Origin of the sequence: Exiguobacterium acetylicum (assembly GCF_019890935.1) — a bacterium.
GTDB lineage: Bacteria > Bacillota > Bacilli > Exiguobacteriales > Exiguobacteriaceae > Exiguobacterium_A > Exiguobacterium_A abrahamii.
The window spans coordinates 52,973-66,974 of sequence record NZ_CP082333.1 but is presented as its reverse complement, the minus strand read 5'-3'; the positions used below and the strand labels follow the sequence as shown (position 1 = coordinate 66,974).

Below are 14,002 nucleotides of genomic sequence, written 5' to 3'. Positions count from 1 at the left end.
AAGCTATCTCTATATAATAGAGATAGCTTTTGAGAATGACCCGTACGGGATTCGAACCCGTGTTACCGCCGTGAAAGGGCGGTGTCTTAACCGCTTGACCAACGGGCCAAAAAAATATGGTAGCGGCGGAGGGAGTCGAACCCACGACCTCACGGGTATGAACCGTACGCTCTAGCCAGCTGAGCTACACCGCCATATTTTTAACTCGTGCGTCTTAAGCACATTTTCTATAATACGGGCAGGTCAAATGAAAGTCAACGCTTTTTCTAAAAATAATTTCAAAAAAATAAAAGATGGAATGAACGGCGTCATTCCATCTCTATTCTTATAAAGAACAGGTCAGCAAGTTATTGACGTTTTGCGCCGCGTCCGCCACGTTTTGAATCCGTTTGACGTTTCAATGTAGCAAGACGATCTTCACTATCTTTCAGGAAACTAGACATCAGCGTATCGAACGATTGTTCTTTGCGCGGTGGTGGTGTACCACGGCCGCCTTTGTTGAAGCCTCCACGGTTACCGCCTCCACGTGGTCCTTTGTTATCGAACGAACGTGGTCCACGATCTTGTCCTGCTGGACGTGGTCCACGGTCGAACTGACGTGCAGGACGAGGACGTTCGCCTTCTGGACGATCGACGGCTTTTTTGATGGAAAGACCGATCTTACCATCGTTTTCAACACTTAAGACTTTGACGGTGATTTCTTGACCAACCGTCAACACATCATTGATGTCTTTAACGTAAGAATCTGCCACTTCACTGATGTGAACAAGACCAGTTTTCCCTGTTGGTAACTCAACGAACGCTCCGAAATTCGTGATGCCTGTTACTTTCCCTTGCACTTTGCTGCCTACTTCAATCGACATAAATTGTATTGCTCCTTTTTAGTTGATTCGTTTCTTATTATACGAGTGATTCATTCTTTTTTCAATCAATCGGCAACCTTCAATTAGTCTTCCGGTGAAAAGTAGAAGATCGTTTCCCCTTTTTTCGAATAGAGCAACTCGCTCCGAGCTAAGTTCGCTACATACTCTTTATCATTGAGGCGATTGATTTCTTCCTTCAGACGGGCGGTCTCTTTTTTTGCTTTCGTCTGCTCTTGTTCGGCGACTTGAAACGACTGCTTTTGTTCAGCGATCAATTGCCGTTTTTCCATGTATGACCACCCCATGAGGGAAAAGATGAGCAAAAAGACGGTCAGACACAGGAAAAAGCGATTTTTGAGGCGTCGACGGTTTTCGATGGCATTCTGACTCAACTGCTTCTTACGGTCATTGAGCGGCTTGATCTTTGGCGCTGGACGCCCTGATTCGAGCGGTGTTGGCATATCATCCCTCCTCTTTCTGAGTGGTCATCCCTGACACTCTTTAGTATACTTCCTTTTTCCGGTAAATTACATCGATTCTTCGGAATTCACCTTTTCTTCACGGATGATCTCATACATATCAGACGCTTCTTCTTTTTTAGCATGTTCTTTAATGCTCGAAATCGCAACCGTGACAATCTTATTTCCGAACCGGATCGTCATCTCGTCACCAGCTGCTACCGTGCTACTTGCTTTCGCCACATTACCATTGATCGTAATCCGACCTTGATCCGCTACTTCTTTTGCAAGCGTCCGTCGTTTGATCAGACGCGATACTTTTAAAAATTTATCAAGTCTCATGACTGTTCCTCCTGCTTCGCTTGATGCCAGAGTGAATCTTGCTCTTCAAGCGTCATCTCAACGAGCGGTCGATCCGCCAGCTGTTCCATTCGCGTAAAGCGACGGATGAATTTATCATTCGTCTGTTGTAGCCCCTCTTCTGCCGAGAGACCAAGGTATTTCCCAACGAGTGTCATCGAAAACAGAACGTCTCCGAATTCACCTAGTCGTTCTTCTGGTGCGGCTTCCTTCAATTCACGTAACTCTTCGATTACTTTTTCAAGTGCACCCTCGACGTCACTCCATTCAAAACCGACTTTCGCCACTTTCTTTTGAATATCTTCTGCGCGCATCAAGGCAGGTGCTCCTTTTGTTACGCCATCGAGCAAGGAAGTTCGCTCCGGTTTTTCTTGTGCTTTGATGTCTTGCCAGTTCGAAACGACGTCTGCTGAAGAATCGACAATCGTTTCTCCGAAGACGTGTGGATGACGACGAATCATCTTATCACTGACGCTTCCGATGACATCTCGAATGTCGAAATACCCTTCATCTAGACCAATTTGTGCGTGGAGCATGACCTGTAAAAGGACGTCTCCTAACTCTTCTATCATTAAGTTATCGTCCTGAAGGTCGATCGCTTCCAGTAATTCGTAAGATTCTTCGATTAAATGACGTTTTAAGGACTCATGTGTCTGCTCTTGATCCCATGGGCAACCACCTTCACCACGTAATCGCGCGATGATCTCTTTTAATGTCGCGAAGTCACGGTTTAACGTCTGCTCATCCGTGACTGGTGGCACGTAGACTGTCGTCAGGTTACTGAGCGTCGTCACATGATCGAGTTCATATAACGGCACACTTTGGACAGTTTGTTTGCTTGTACCCGCTGCCGTGACCAAAGTGACAAGATGTTCGTCCGGATAACGTTCCATCAGCTGAACCTTTAAGTCACCGGCGACGAGCGCATCATAGACTTGTCCAATCAGCAGATGTTGACGGATCTGTGCTTCATCGACGGCAAACGCCGTCGCATCAAGCAACTGGAATCCTTCAATCGGATCCACACCAAGCGCCGCGAACATCGGATCAAGAAAACTTTGTCCGCCTACAACGTCGACCGCGTCCGTTCGCTCTAATAACTGTTGGACGGTACTTTCAGCGACCAGTGGATGACCTGGGACGGCATAGATGATGTCCGTCGTCTTTGAGAGGCGAAGCAATTCCTCAACGATTTCTGTGTATACGTCTTCAAACCGACTATGTCGTTCGTAAACTGAGTCAAATGATGTAAAGTTCATTCCCTCTGCTGCGAGTTCTGAAACGACTGGATGATCCATTGTCCGTAAATAGACGGGTTGTGTCGTGTTTTTTAATAATCGATAGATGCCAAACGGCAATTGTTCGAGTTCGCCGACGCCAAGGCCGACGATCGTAATTCGGTGTGTCATATACTCCTCCTACGTTGGTACATCTGATATAACTTATCTCCTAAAGGCAATAGCGCCCACTCTTGTTCTGTTAATGCACGGACGCGTAATGCCATACTGCCATAAATGATGGCACCACCGACGACAAGGACGCCGACTTCGAGTGCCGCACCGATTCGTGTCTCAAGCTCAAACAGCTGGAAGAACGTTTCGATCAGATACAGAAACACACCCATGGCGAGCACAGGTAAGACCAGTCGTCGGTAGAACGTGTTTCCTGCCGATACGCGACCGAACTTTCGGTTCAATAAAGTCCATTGTGCTGCCGCCATGACGGCAAAGCCGCCAAATGTCGCCATACCCGCCCCGATCATACCATATCGGGGAATGAAATAGAGATTCAGAACGAGCTTCGCCCCTAATCCGACAAGAACACCAACGAGCGCATATTTTTCAGCATCGACCGACTGGAGACAAGAGATGATCATCATCGCAATCGAAGCAGCAAATGCCGTCGCCGCGAGCCAAATCAACCCTGCTGTTCCCTGGTCATCTTGATATAACGCAATATTGAGCGGACGCATCACACCCATTAGTCCGATCGTCGCTGCAGCGGCAATCAACAGACCGGAACGGAGTAATGTCTCGAGTTGTTTGCGCATCATCTGCGGATCATGCTTTCGATATGCGGTTGATAAGGACGGAACACTCGCAAGACTCATCGACGTTGCAAAGAGAATTGCGAATTGGAGTAACGGATACCCACGATCGAGCACCCCTTTTTCAATTTTCGTCTCCGTCGTATTACCAAGTAGATTGACGAACGTCAATCCATCGATCAATTGCATCAGCAATAAAGCAAGTGAGGCGATACTGACCGCCACCCCGCTTGTCACGAGCACTTTCCCAACCCGACGTACATGAATACCTGAAAACACAGGGCGACCGATCTTCCCTTTCGCAAAACGTAACAGGACGAATAACGAAACGATGCTGCCGCCGATTGCTGTCAGATGGGCACTGGCACCAATCCAGTACGGATCTGCCTGCATCGAGACGCCGATATAGGTCACGAGCAACAAGAGTCCGACACGGACGGCATTTTCAGAGACTTGGGATACAGCCGTCGGTCGCATCTCGAGATCTGCTTGAAACATGCCTCTAAGAACGGCAATCACCGGTAGTAAATAAAATGTACACGTGACAGCTCGCAACGGAACAACGAGTTTGTCGTCCCCAAACCAGCCTGCGAGTGTCGGGGCAATCCACCATCCGAGCAGACCAAAAAAGACCGTCATCGCAAGTAAGACATAAAAAATCGACCAAAGGACTTCCCGTTTCTCATCCGGGTGGTGAAGCGTCAACTTCGCCACGATGACGGGCAGCGCATAAATTCCAAGCGCTGCCGCTATCGCGAATAAGGGATAAACCGTCTGATAGACGTACAGTCCGAAGTCACCAGCAAGGTTCTGATACGGAATCCGGTAAAAGAAGCTGAGCAGTTTCGAGATATAACTAGAGATTGCAAGCAGTGCTGCGCCTTGCGCAATCGTTCGTCTATTCATCGTGCGACGAGCCGACGATCAAGCTCTGCTAGCAACTGTTCTGCTTGCATTGTCATCTGTTGCGTCGACTGCTTGTTGCGGTTCAGCGTCAAGACGAGTTTCTGTTCTTGTTGTCCCATCCCTAGACCACGTCCAAGCGGAACGGTCCACTTGACGAAGTCCGCCACGTCAAGCTGCTGTGTAGATTGGAGCGACAAGACGATCTCGATTTTCGGATCGGTTTGTTTGACGCGTTCGACACGCGCTCGTTCGGCAAAAATCCGCATCCGTGTCAATTGGATCAAACGCGCAACCTCATCAGGGAACTCACCGAATCGTTCGAGCATCTCTGTTTCAAGTTGTTCGAGACTGTCGACGGTATCGACATATTTCAAACGTTTATAAAACTCGATTTTTAGCTCGGAGTCCGTCATGTAGTGCGATGGAATATACGCATCAAGACTGAACGTGAACTCGGGAACGAATTTCTGGACACGTTTTTTACCTTTCATCCGCTCTTTGCGTTCTTCAACCGCTTCTGCGAGCATCTGCGAATAAAGATCGAAACCAACGGAGTCGATGAAGCCCGATTGTTGGGAACCGAGTAAGTTCCCCGCACCACGAATCGATAAGTCGCGCATCGCGATCTTAAAGCCGCTACCGAGCTCCGTGAATTCCTTGATCGCCTGTAGACGACTTTCTGCGACTTCCGTCAATCGTTTTTGCGGACGGTACGTAAAGTACGAATAAGCAACGCGACTTGATCGACCAACACGACCGCGCAATTGATATAGCTGCGATAAGCCCATTTGATCCGCGTCATGAACGATCAACGTATTGACGTTCGGAATGTCGATTCCTGTCTCGATGATCGTCGTACTGACAAGAACATCCGCGTCTCCTTCGAAGAATGCGATCAACTGACTCTCGAGTTCGGTTTCCGTCATCCGACCGTGCGCCGTGACAATCCGTGCTTCCGGTACGAGCGCGCGAATCTCTTCTGCCTTTCGCTCGATGCCTTCGACCCGGTTATAAAGGAAGAACGCTTGTCCCCCTCGACCGAGTTCTCGTTCAAGTGCTTCCCGCATGACGATTCCGTCGTATTCCATGACATACGTCTGGACCGGATAACGGTTTTCAGGTGGGGTCTCAAGGACCGAGAGATCGCGGATCCCGATCATCGACATGTGCAATGTCCGTGGAATCGGTGTCGCCGTCAACGTCAAGACGTCAACGTTCGTCTTCAACTGTTTCAGACGCTCTTTGTGTTTCACACCGAATCGTTGCTCTTCATCAATGATCAATAATCCGATATCAGCAAACTGGACGTCTTTCGACAGCACACGGTGTGTCCCGACGACGACATCGATCGTTCCCTCTTTTAGTCCTTGTTTCGTCGCCTTTAATTCTGCTGGCGAACGGAACCGGCTCATGACCGACACACGAATCGGCCATTCACTGAATCGCTCAAGCATCGTTTCGTAGTGTTGTTGCGCAAGGACGGTCGTCGGTACGAGTAATGCGACTTGTTTTCCAGACATGACCGCCTTGAACGCCGCTCGAATCGCAACTTCTGTTTTCCCGTATCCAACGTCGCCACATAATAGACGATCCATCGGACGCGGACGTTCCATATCCTTCTTGATTTCAGCAATCGATCGCAATTGATCGACCGTTTCCTCATACGGGAACGAAGCCTCGAATGCTTGCATGTTATCGTCGTCCTCTGGGAACGCAAAACCGACGGCAGCCTCGCGAGCCGCATAAAGCTTGATTAATTCATCAGCAATATCCTCGACCGATTTCTGAACCTTCGCTTTGACCTTTTTCCATTCCGTTCCACCGAGTTTATAGATCTTCGGCTCTTTTCCTTCAGCGCCGACATACTTTTGAATCAAGTCGATCTGATCGACAGGAACATACAACGAGTCCTCTCCCGCGTAAACGAGATGGAGATAATCCTGATGATTACCGGCTACATCAATCGTCTTGATGCCGTGGTATCGTCCAATCCCATGATGAATATGAACGACGTAATCACCTGTCTTCAATTCTTGGTAGCTCTTGATCCGTTCAGCGTTCGTCAGCTTCGTTGTTTGCTTCCGGCGACGCGCTGGTTGCTTGAAGACTTCTTCTTCCGTGATGACGACGAGACGCGCATTCGTCATCTCGAATCCACCATGAATTCCCCCAATCAGGATCGCGGGTTGACCACGAGTGATGCCTTCTTTTGTTACGATCGAGGCTTCGACCCCATAATCGGACAACGTCTGACGCATCCGCTCGGCACGTTCTCGGTTACTCGCTAAGAAAACCATCCACATGTCAGCGCGACGATATCGCTCGACTTCTTGCTTCAGGCGTTCCATCTGACCATGGAACGGTGCAATCGGTTTAATGCTGAAATGGATTGCCGCACTTTCCGGTACCCCACTCCGGCGGGTCGGTAAGAGCGAGAGGTATAACAAGGGCTGTCCTTCAAAGACATGTGCCATCGGAACCGACAGGACGTAATCACTGACACTTTGTCCGCGTTCAATGAGCGACGCCATCCATTCTGCTTCCTCTGCATCCTGGACTTCCGCCGCTTCTTCGACCCGTGCGACTTCATCAACGATCAAGACGCTTCCCGTCACGTCTTGACGTAGCGTCGACGTGTAGAGAATCGGTGCATACTTCGCGAACTGTTTCGGACGATCGCCGTTTTCTAGCAACTCGACGTCATAAGCAATTCCCTCTTCAAGTGCCGCGAGGACCTCCGTACTTTGAACGCGCTCTTTCGTCGCCTCATAAAGACGACGGACTTTTTCACCCGCGTCCTTCAACTGATCCTTCGTCGCAAAGTGTTCCGCCGCTGGCATCAAACATGCTTCTGCGACGACGCCAAGCGAACGCTGTGTCTCCGCATCGAATGTATAGATCGAGTCGACTTCCTCGTCGAATAGATCGAGCCGGTATGGGCGTTCGACCGTAAGCGGATAAATATCGATGATACTTCCGCGAACAGCAAACTCACCAGGCGTCGTCACGGTCGCTGTCCGTTCGTACCCCGCATCGACTAAATCCTGGACGAAGTCCGGAATCGATAAGATGTCGCCCGGCTTCACTTGTTTGACGTGTGACAGGAACGTCTGTGCATCCGGAACATATCGACGTAAACCGACGAGCGGAATGATCAGGATTCCGTCGTCCGTCGTCAGTAAACGATGCCGGGTCTCGATCCGTGTCGCCCGCAGTTCTGGACTTGCGCCATAGGAAAGTTCCGCTGCTAACGTCTCATCAACCGGATAGAGCATGACGTCTTCTTCCGGTACGAGTTCAATCAAATCATCGTACAATTTTTGTGCTTGGAACATGTTATGTGTCACGAGTACGAACCGACGTTTCGTTTCCTGATAAATCCCGGCGACGAACAATGCTTTCCCACTGTTCATCAGACCGGTGATCAACTGGGCGTTGACACCGTCCCGGAAGCGTTCCCGAACCGTCTTGATTTCAGGAATCGCTAGTAAGAGTTCTTGTAATTGTTTCATCTTCTTCCTCCTAAAACACGACAGCAAAAACGCTTTGGAACCCCAAAGCGTTGCGTTCAGTTATACCGATTCATCAAAGCGAGAAACGGTGTGTCTATGAAGTCCGTCGCTACATCGACAGACGCATTGAGTACGTGTTGCAAACTTCCTTGCTCCGCCTTCGAAAAATTCATTAACACCCAGTCAATGACTTGGATGGGTGCCGGTGGTCGACCGACGCCGAGCTTAAGGCGCTTGATCTCCTGCGTACCGAGGTGCTGGATCAACGACTTGACGCCGTTATGACCGCCTGCACTGCCTTTTGAACGCAACCGTAATTTCTCAAGCGGCAAGTCCAGATCGTCATAGATGACGAGCACATCTTCGACCGCGATTTTATAGAAATCAAGTAACGGTCGCACCGCTTCACCTGATAAGTTCATATACGTCAATGGCTTGACGAGCACGACACGTTCTCCGTTTATCATTCCCGTTCCGAAGAGGGCTTTAAACTTCGATTCTGAAAGCTTGATCCCGTGCTTCTCCGCTAAGGCATCAATCGCAAGAAAACCGATGTTGTGGCGCGTATTCGCATACTTCGCACCAGGATTCCCTAATCCGACGATACATTTCATATCGATTCCTCATTTCTATTAAAAAAAGTAAACGAACAAGGGTCCGATTTCAATAAACCGGACCACGTCGTTCGTATGCATCAAGCAATCAGCTGAAGAGCGGGCTGATTGATTTCTGTTCGTGTACACGGATGATTGCTTCTGCAAGCAAGCGTGCCACAGAGATTTGTTTGATTTTGCTTGCACATTCGCGTTGTGTCAAGTCGATCGTGTTCAAGACGACGAGTTCTTCGATCGCTGAGTTCTCGATCCGTTCCATTGCTGGACCCGAAAGAACAGGGTGTGTACAACATGCATAGACTTGTTTCGCTCCGTTTTCGATCAAAGCGTTCGCTGCAAGTGTGATCGTACCCGCTGTATCGATGATGTCATCGATGATGATGGCAATCTTGCCATCGACTTGACCGACAATGTTCATGACTTCTGCGACGTTCGGTTTCGGACGGCGTTTGTCGATGATCGCGATCGGTGCTTTTAATTGTTCTGCTAATTTACGTGCCCGTGTGACACCGCCATGGTCTGGAGAAACGATGACGAGTTCGTTTGGATCGATGTTCTTTTTCTCGAAGTATGAAGCGAGAAGCGGTACACCCATCAATTGATCTACTGGAATATCGAAGAACCCTTGGATTTGTGCTGCATGGAGATCCATCGTCACGACGCGTGTCGCCCCTGCTACTTCAAGCAAGTTCGCAACGAGTTTCGCCGTGATTGGCTCACGTGAACGTGCTTTGCGGTCTTGGCGCGCATAACCGTAATACGGAATGACGACGTTGATTGTCCGTGCAGACGCCCGTTTCAGTGCATCGATCATGATGAGAAGTTCCATCAGGTTTTCGTTGACTGGTTGGCTTGTCGATTGAATGATGTAAATATCATCCCCTCGGACACTTTCTTCGATGTTCATCGAAATTTCGCCATCACTGAAGTGTTTGACTGAACTTTCGCTGACCGGGATTCCGATGACTTTAGCGATTTCCTCTGCCAGTGGTTTGTTCGAGTTGAGTGCGAAAATACGAATTTCATGTTCTAAGACAGTAGACATGTGTAGGTGGCCTCCATTTGTTTGGGTTTAGACGAGTAGAGCGACAAGTAATGAATTAACGATAATCGGGTTTCGTCGTTTGACGTTCCCGTGCGATCGCGAGACCGTTTTCCGGCACATCATCCGTGACGGTTGATCCGGCAGCAACAAGGGCGTTCTTGCCGACCGTGACCGGTGCGATCAAGTTGACGTTACAGCCGATGAAGGCATCGTCTTCAATGATCGTCTGGAATTTATTTTTTCCATCGTAGTTGACCGTGATCGATCCACAACCGAGGTTGACGTTCTCTCCGATCGTCGCATCTCCGACATAGCTCAGGTGGGCTGATTTGCTACCTTCACCAAATGTTGATTTTTTGATCTCAACGAAGTTTCCGACGCGTGTGTTCGCACCGAGAACCGCTTGCTGACGTAAATGCGCGAATGGACCGACTTGTGCCGCCGGACCAATCTTGCTATCCGTGACGACGGATTGACGGACAGTGGCGCCATCTGCCACTTCACTGTTACGGATGTCCGAGTTCGGACCGATCGTACATTCTGAACCGATGACCGTCTGACCGAGCAATTGCGTTCCTGGATAAAGAACCGTATCTGAACCAATCGTGACGTCCGGTCCGATATACGTCGAAGACGGATCAACGAATGTGACACCTTGACGCATCCAGTACTCATTCGTCCGCTTGCGCATCGATGTTTCTGCTTGTGCAAGTGCGACGCGGTCATTGACACCAATCGTTTCTTCGAACGTAGGTGCCGCGTACGCTGCAATCGTTTCGCCTGCTGCCTTTGCAATCTCAATCACGTCTGGTAAGTAATACTCACCTTGCGCGTTATCGTTCTTGACCTGCTTCAGCGTCGCGAACAACATCTCATTATCGAATACATACGTACCGGTATTGATTTCCCGAATCGCGAGTTCTTCTGCATTCGCATCCTTATGCTCAACGATTTTCGAGACGTTTCCGTCTTCTCCACGCACGATTCGTCCGTAACCTGTCGGATCGTCAGCGAGTGCCGTCAAGACGGTCACTTTTGCGTTCGTCTCCGTATGATGTTGTAACAATGAAGCTAGTGTGTCGCTCGTCAAGAGTGGTGTATCGCCACAGACGACGAGTGTTGCTCCCTGTTCGTTCCCGAGTACGGGTTCTGCCATTTGAACAGCATGTCCTGTGCCAAGCTGCTCACTTTGAAGTGCGTATTCCACCGATGTGCCAAGCACTTCTTTGACGGATTCCGCACCGTGACCGACGATGACGACCTGTCGCTTGACGCCGAGCGTCGCTAATTGATCGACGACGTGCTGTACCATAGGTTTCCCAGCGACTGGGTGAAGTACTTTGTAAAGCTTCGATTTCATCCGAGTTCCTTTACCCGCTGCTAGAATTACCGCGAAATGATTCATCCTTGTCGCTCCTCCACGTAAATTAGTGTTGATTTCGTTCTGAAATAGTACACTCGTTCCAACTATAACGAAAATGACATCGTTATTCAATGATGGGACGAAGCGGAATTGAGGAAAAAGCGAGAAAAAAGACAGGTTTTCCCAAGAAGAGAAAACCTGTCTTTTCTTATGCTTGATCTGTCGTTTGGGCAGAAGAGACTTCGTAACCGAGACCTTCTTCTTGATCCTCACGTGCCGCATAGGCTTCGAGTACTGAATCTTCGACCTTTTTTCGCATTAATGCATTGATTGGATGAGCGACATCCCGGAAGATACCTTCTTGCGTTCGTTTGCTTGGCATGGCGACGAAGAGACCACTGTTCCCTTCGATCACACGCAAATCATGTACCACGAATTCGTGGTCGAGCGTAATAGAGGCAAGTGCTTTCATTCGACCCTCTGCCACGACGCGACGAATTTTAACGTCCGTAACGTTCATTTTGTCCGCACCCCTTTAACCGTTGTCACAACTCTTCGTTGTCTACTTCTACTTACGGCTTAAAACAAACAAAGGTTTAGTCTTTCCCAATCTTTTTACGCATAATTTCCAAAAGTTTGATAATTACAGTATAGTTACAATCCATGCGGCTGTCAATTTCAGGTAGTCTCTGCTTCCGAGAAATAGTGATCGACGTTTCCACGCTTGACTTGAATTTGACCAAGATCGACGTCGACGTCCGCTAATTTCATTAAGCTGACGTATTCGTTGACCATCTTCTTCTCGGCACCCTCTGCCTCGATCAAGACACCCACACCTGCGACCTTTGCTTCGAACTCGCTCAAGAGACTCATCATTCCGCGAATCGTTCCGCCGGCTTTCATGAAGTCATCGATCAATAAGACGTTCGCTCCGCGTGGTAAACTCCGGCGCGCGAGTGCCATCGTCCGGATCGCTTTTGAAGATCCTGAGACATAGTTGATGCTGACTGTTGATCCTTCTGTGACGCGACTATCCGAACGCACGATGACGAACGGCACACCCAGTTGCTCAGCGACCGCATAAGCAAGTGGAATCCCTTTCGTCGCGATCGTCATGACGACATCGACTTTCTTTTGGCTAAAGACAGATGCAAACACTTGCCCCATTTGTTTGACCATCTTCGGATCCCCGAGTAAGTCCGTCAAATAAAGGTATCCCCCTGGTAACAGTCGATCTGGAAGTGCGACACGTTCACATAGATCATCGATGAACGGTAACGCCTTCTTACTGCTCCACGTCGGGATGAACATGACGCCACCCGCAGCACCTGGTACTGTGACGAGACGACCTGTTCCCTCATGTTCTAACATCTCACTGACGATATCTAAGTCTTCACTGATCGACGATTTCGCCGATTTATAGCGTTCTGCAAAAATCGTCAATGAGACGAGATGATGGGGATGGTCAAGCAAGTATCGCGTCATGTCGACCAATCGACCACTTCTCCGAATTTTCATTTGTTTTGTTCCACCTCTCCGTAATTCCGAATATTCAATAGTGAATATATCATTTTCATACGGATATTATCAATGGTTTTCGCCTAAAAGACGAACGACGTAGACTTCGTTACAAAAGCCACGTAATCCATTATAGAGACGTTGTGCTCGATTCTCGTGTTCCGTCAATGCAAAGACCGTCGGACCACTTCCGCTCATTAAGACACCTTCCGCGCCACAGCTCGCCATGAATTCCTTGATCTGCTCGACTTCCGGGTGCATCGGCAACGTGACCGATTCGAGAACATTTCCGAGTGATTGGCAGATGCCTTGGAAATCTTGTGCCTTCACCGCATCAATCATCGCTTCAACGTTCGGACGTTTTGCCGTGTTCAAGTCGAGAGCACCATAGACGTCAGCCGTTGAGACACCGATCGTCGGTTTAGCAAGAACGACCCAACATGGGGGTGGTGAGACAAGTTTTTCTAGCTTCTCTCCGCGACCCGTTGCGATCGCTGTTCCACCCATAACACAAAACGGAACGTCAGAGCCAACCGCTGCGCCGACTTCCGCCAACTCTTCAAGCGTCAAACCAAGTTGCCATAACTCGTTCAAACCGCGTAACGTCGCTGCCGCGTCACTAGAACCACCAGCAAGTCCCGCTGCGACCGGGATGTGTTTCTCTAAGAAGATTTCGACCCCTGTCTTGACGTCGTATTTTTCTTTTAAGATTGCTGCTGCTTTATACGCAAGATTACGTTCGTCATTCGGAACGTAAGCATGCTGGGCATTCATTCGAATTTCTCCTGACGGCAGCTCCGTCAATTCTAGACGGTCTGCCAAATCGACTGTCGTCATCACCATATGTACATCGTGATAGCCGTCCGGGCGCTTTGCCGTCGCATCCAGGACTAGGTTGATCTTGGCCGGAGCCTTTACAATAATCGTCATCGTGCCGTTCCTCCTCTAGTTCGTTTCCTGTAGGAATTGTATCAACCTTTCCACAAAAAAAGAAGCGAACATTTTGTCCGCTTCGGAAGGTAAGTTTACGAATTCGCAAATTCGATTTGTACGGAGTCTGTTAGCACGTCGGCGTAGCTATAAGAAACTCGCTCGACATTGTGGCGCTCTGCGTCTAGCTTGACTACAAACACCGAAGGATACGTCTCAACGAGCGTTCCGATTCGGGTTACGACCTTTTTACGACCGCCGCTTGCTTTTAGCGTCAGTCTTTCACCAACATGTGTTTCGAAAACATGTCTGATTTCGTTCAACGTCTTTGGCATACGCTTCACCTCACTAATATTTATTATAGCATATTAAATAAATATTAGAAA

The 14,002-nt window shown here is 49.0% G+C and carries 13 protein-coding genes and 2 tRNA genes; all 15 read right to left on the bottom strand.

All coding sequences use genetic code 11. The features are described from left to right. Positions 1 to 36 precede the first annotated feature (36 nt). The 15 genes from K7G97_RS00380 to K7G97_RS00310 all read right to left on the bottom strand — a co-directional run bounded on the left by K7G97_RS00380 (position 37) and on the right by K7G97_RS00310 (position 13,951). A tRNA-Glu gene (locus tag K7G97_RS00380) sits at positions 37 to 108 on the bottom strand. 9 nt (positions 109 to 117) lie between these two features. Continuing rightward, a tRNA-Met gene (locus K7G97_RS00375) sits at positions 118 to 194 on the bottom strand. 153 nt (positions 195 to 347) lie between these two features. Next, positions 348 to 863, bottom strand: a complete 516-nt coding sequence (locus K7G97_RS00370; RefSeq protein WP_023466558.1) for a S1 domain-containing RNA-binding protein — start codon at positions 861 to 863, stop codon at positions 348 to 350. Positions 864 to 946: 83 nt separating this feature from the next. Next, the gene (locus K7G97_RS00365) at positions 947 to 1,324 is read right to left on the bottom strand and encodes an FtsB family cell division protein (protein ID WP_023466557.1); all 378 of its coding nucleotides are present in this window, start codon (positions 1,322 to 1,324) and stop codon (positions 947 to 949) included. A 66-nt stretch (positions 1,325 to 1,390) separates the two neighbouring features. Continuing rightward, positions 1,391 to 1,663, bottom strand: a complete 273-nt coding sequence (locus K7G97_RS00360) for an RNA-binding S4 domain-containing protein (protein WP_023466556.1) — start codon at positions 1,661 to 1,663, stop codon at positions 1,391 to 1,393. Continuing rightward, positions 1,660 to 3,090, bottom strand: a complete 1,431-nt coding sequence (gene mazG, locus K7G97_RS00355; protein WP_064301050.1) for a bifunctional methyltransferase/pyrophosphohydrolase YabN — start codon at positions 3,088 to 3,090, stop codon at positions 1,660 to 1,662. The genes K7G97_RS00360 and mazG overlap by 4 nt, the downstream gene beginning before the upstream one ends. Further along, complete coding sequence (locus K7G97_RS00350; RefSeq protein WP_223041099.1) at positions 3,087 to 4,634, bottom strand: putative polysaccharide biosynthesis protein; 1,548 nt, start codon at positions 4,632 to 4,634, stop codon at positions 3,087 to 3,089. The genes mazG and K7G97_RS00350 overlap by 4 nt, the downstream gene beginning before the upstream one ends. Next, a complete protein-coding gene (gene mfd / locus K7G97_RS00345; RefSeq protein ID WP_023466550.1) occupies positions 4,631 to 8,146 on the bottom strand; it encodes a transcription-repair coupling factor in 3,516 nt (1,171 codons plus the stop codon). Before mfd ends, K7G97_RS00350 begins: the two co-directional genes overlap by 4 nt. Before the next feature lie 56 nt (positions 8,147 to 8,202). Then, positions 8,203 to 8,760 carry an aminoacyl-tRNA hydrolase gene (gene pth / locus K7G97_RS00340; protein WP_023466549.1) on the bottom strand — a complete coding sequence of 186 codons (558 nt, stop codon included), beginning with the start codon at positions 8,758 to 8,760 and terminating at the stop codon, positions 8,203 to 8,205. 88 nt (positions 8,761 to 8,848) lie between these two features. Next, the gene (locus tag K7G97_RS00335; RefSeq protein ID WP_012368955.1) at positions 8,849 to 9,805 is read right to left on the bottom strand and encodes a ribose-phosphate diphosphokinase; all 957 of its coding nucleotides are present in this window, start codon (positions 9,803 to 9,805) and stop codon (positions 8,849 to 8,851) included. 55 nt (positions 9,806 to 9,860) lie between these two features. Further along, on the bottom strand, positions 9,861 to 11,210 hold the full coding sequence (gene glmU / locus K7G97_RS00330) for a bifunctional UDP-N-acetylglucosamine diphosphorylase/glucosamine-1-phosphate N-acetyltransferase GlmU (RefSeq protein ID WP_223041098.1): 1,350 nt from the start codon (positions 11,208 to 11,210) through the stop codon (positions 9,861 to 9,863). 166 nt (positions 11,211 to 11,376) lie between these two features. Next, complete coding sequence (spoVG, locus tag K7G97_RS00325; protein WP_064301046.1) at positions 11,377 to 11,688, bottom strand: septation regulator SpoVG; 312 nt, start codon at positions 11,686 to 11,688, stop codon at positions 11,377 to 11,379. A gap of 158 nt (positions 11,689 to 11,846) precedes the next feature. Then, the gene (purR, locus tag K7G97_RS00320; RefSeq protein WP_223041097.1) at positions 11,847 to 12,686 is read right to left on the bottom strand and encodes a pur operon repressor; all 840 of its coding nucleotides are present in this window, start codon (positions 12,684 to 12,686) and stop codon (positions 11,847 to 11,849) included. 69 nt (positions 12,687 to 12,755) lie between these two features. Next, positions 12,756 to 13,616: a 4-(cytidine 5'-diphospho)-2-C-methyl-D-erythritol kinase gene (gene ispE, locus K7G97_RS00315; protein WP_023466542.1), complete on the bottom strand. Its 861-nt coding sequence runs from the start codon at positions 13,614 to 13,616 to the stop codon at positions 12,756 to 12,758. Between the two features lie 95 nt (positions 13,617 to 13,711). Further along, a complete protein-coding gene (locus tag K7G97_RS00310; RefSeq protein WP_012368950.1) occupies positions 13,712 to 13,951 on the bottom strand; it encodes a Veg family protein in 240 nt (79 codons plus the stop codon). Positions 13,952 to 14,002 lie beyond the last annotated feature (51 nt).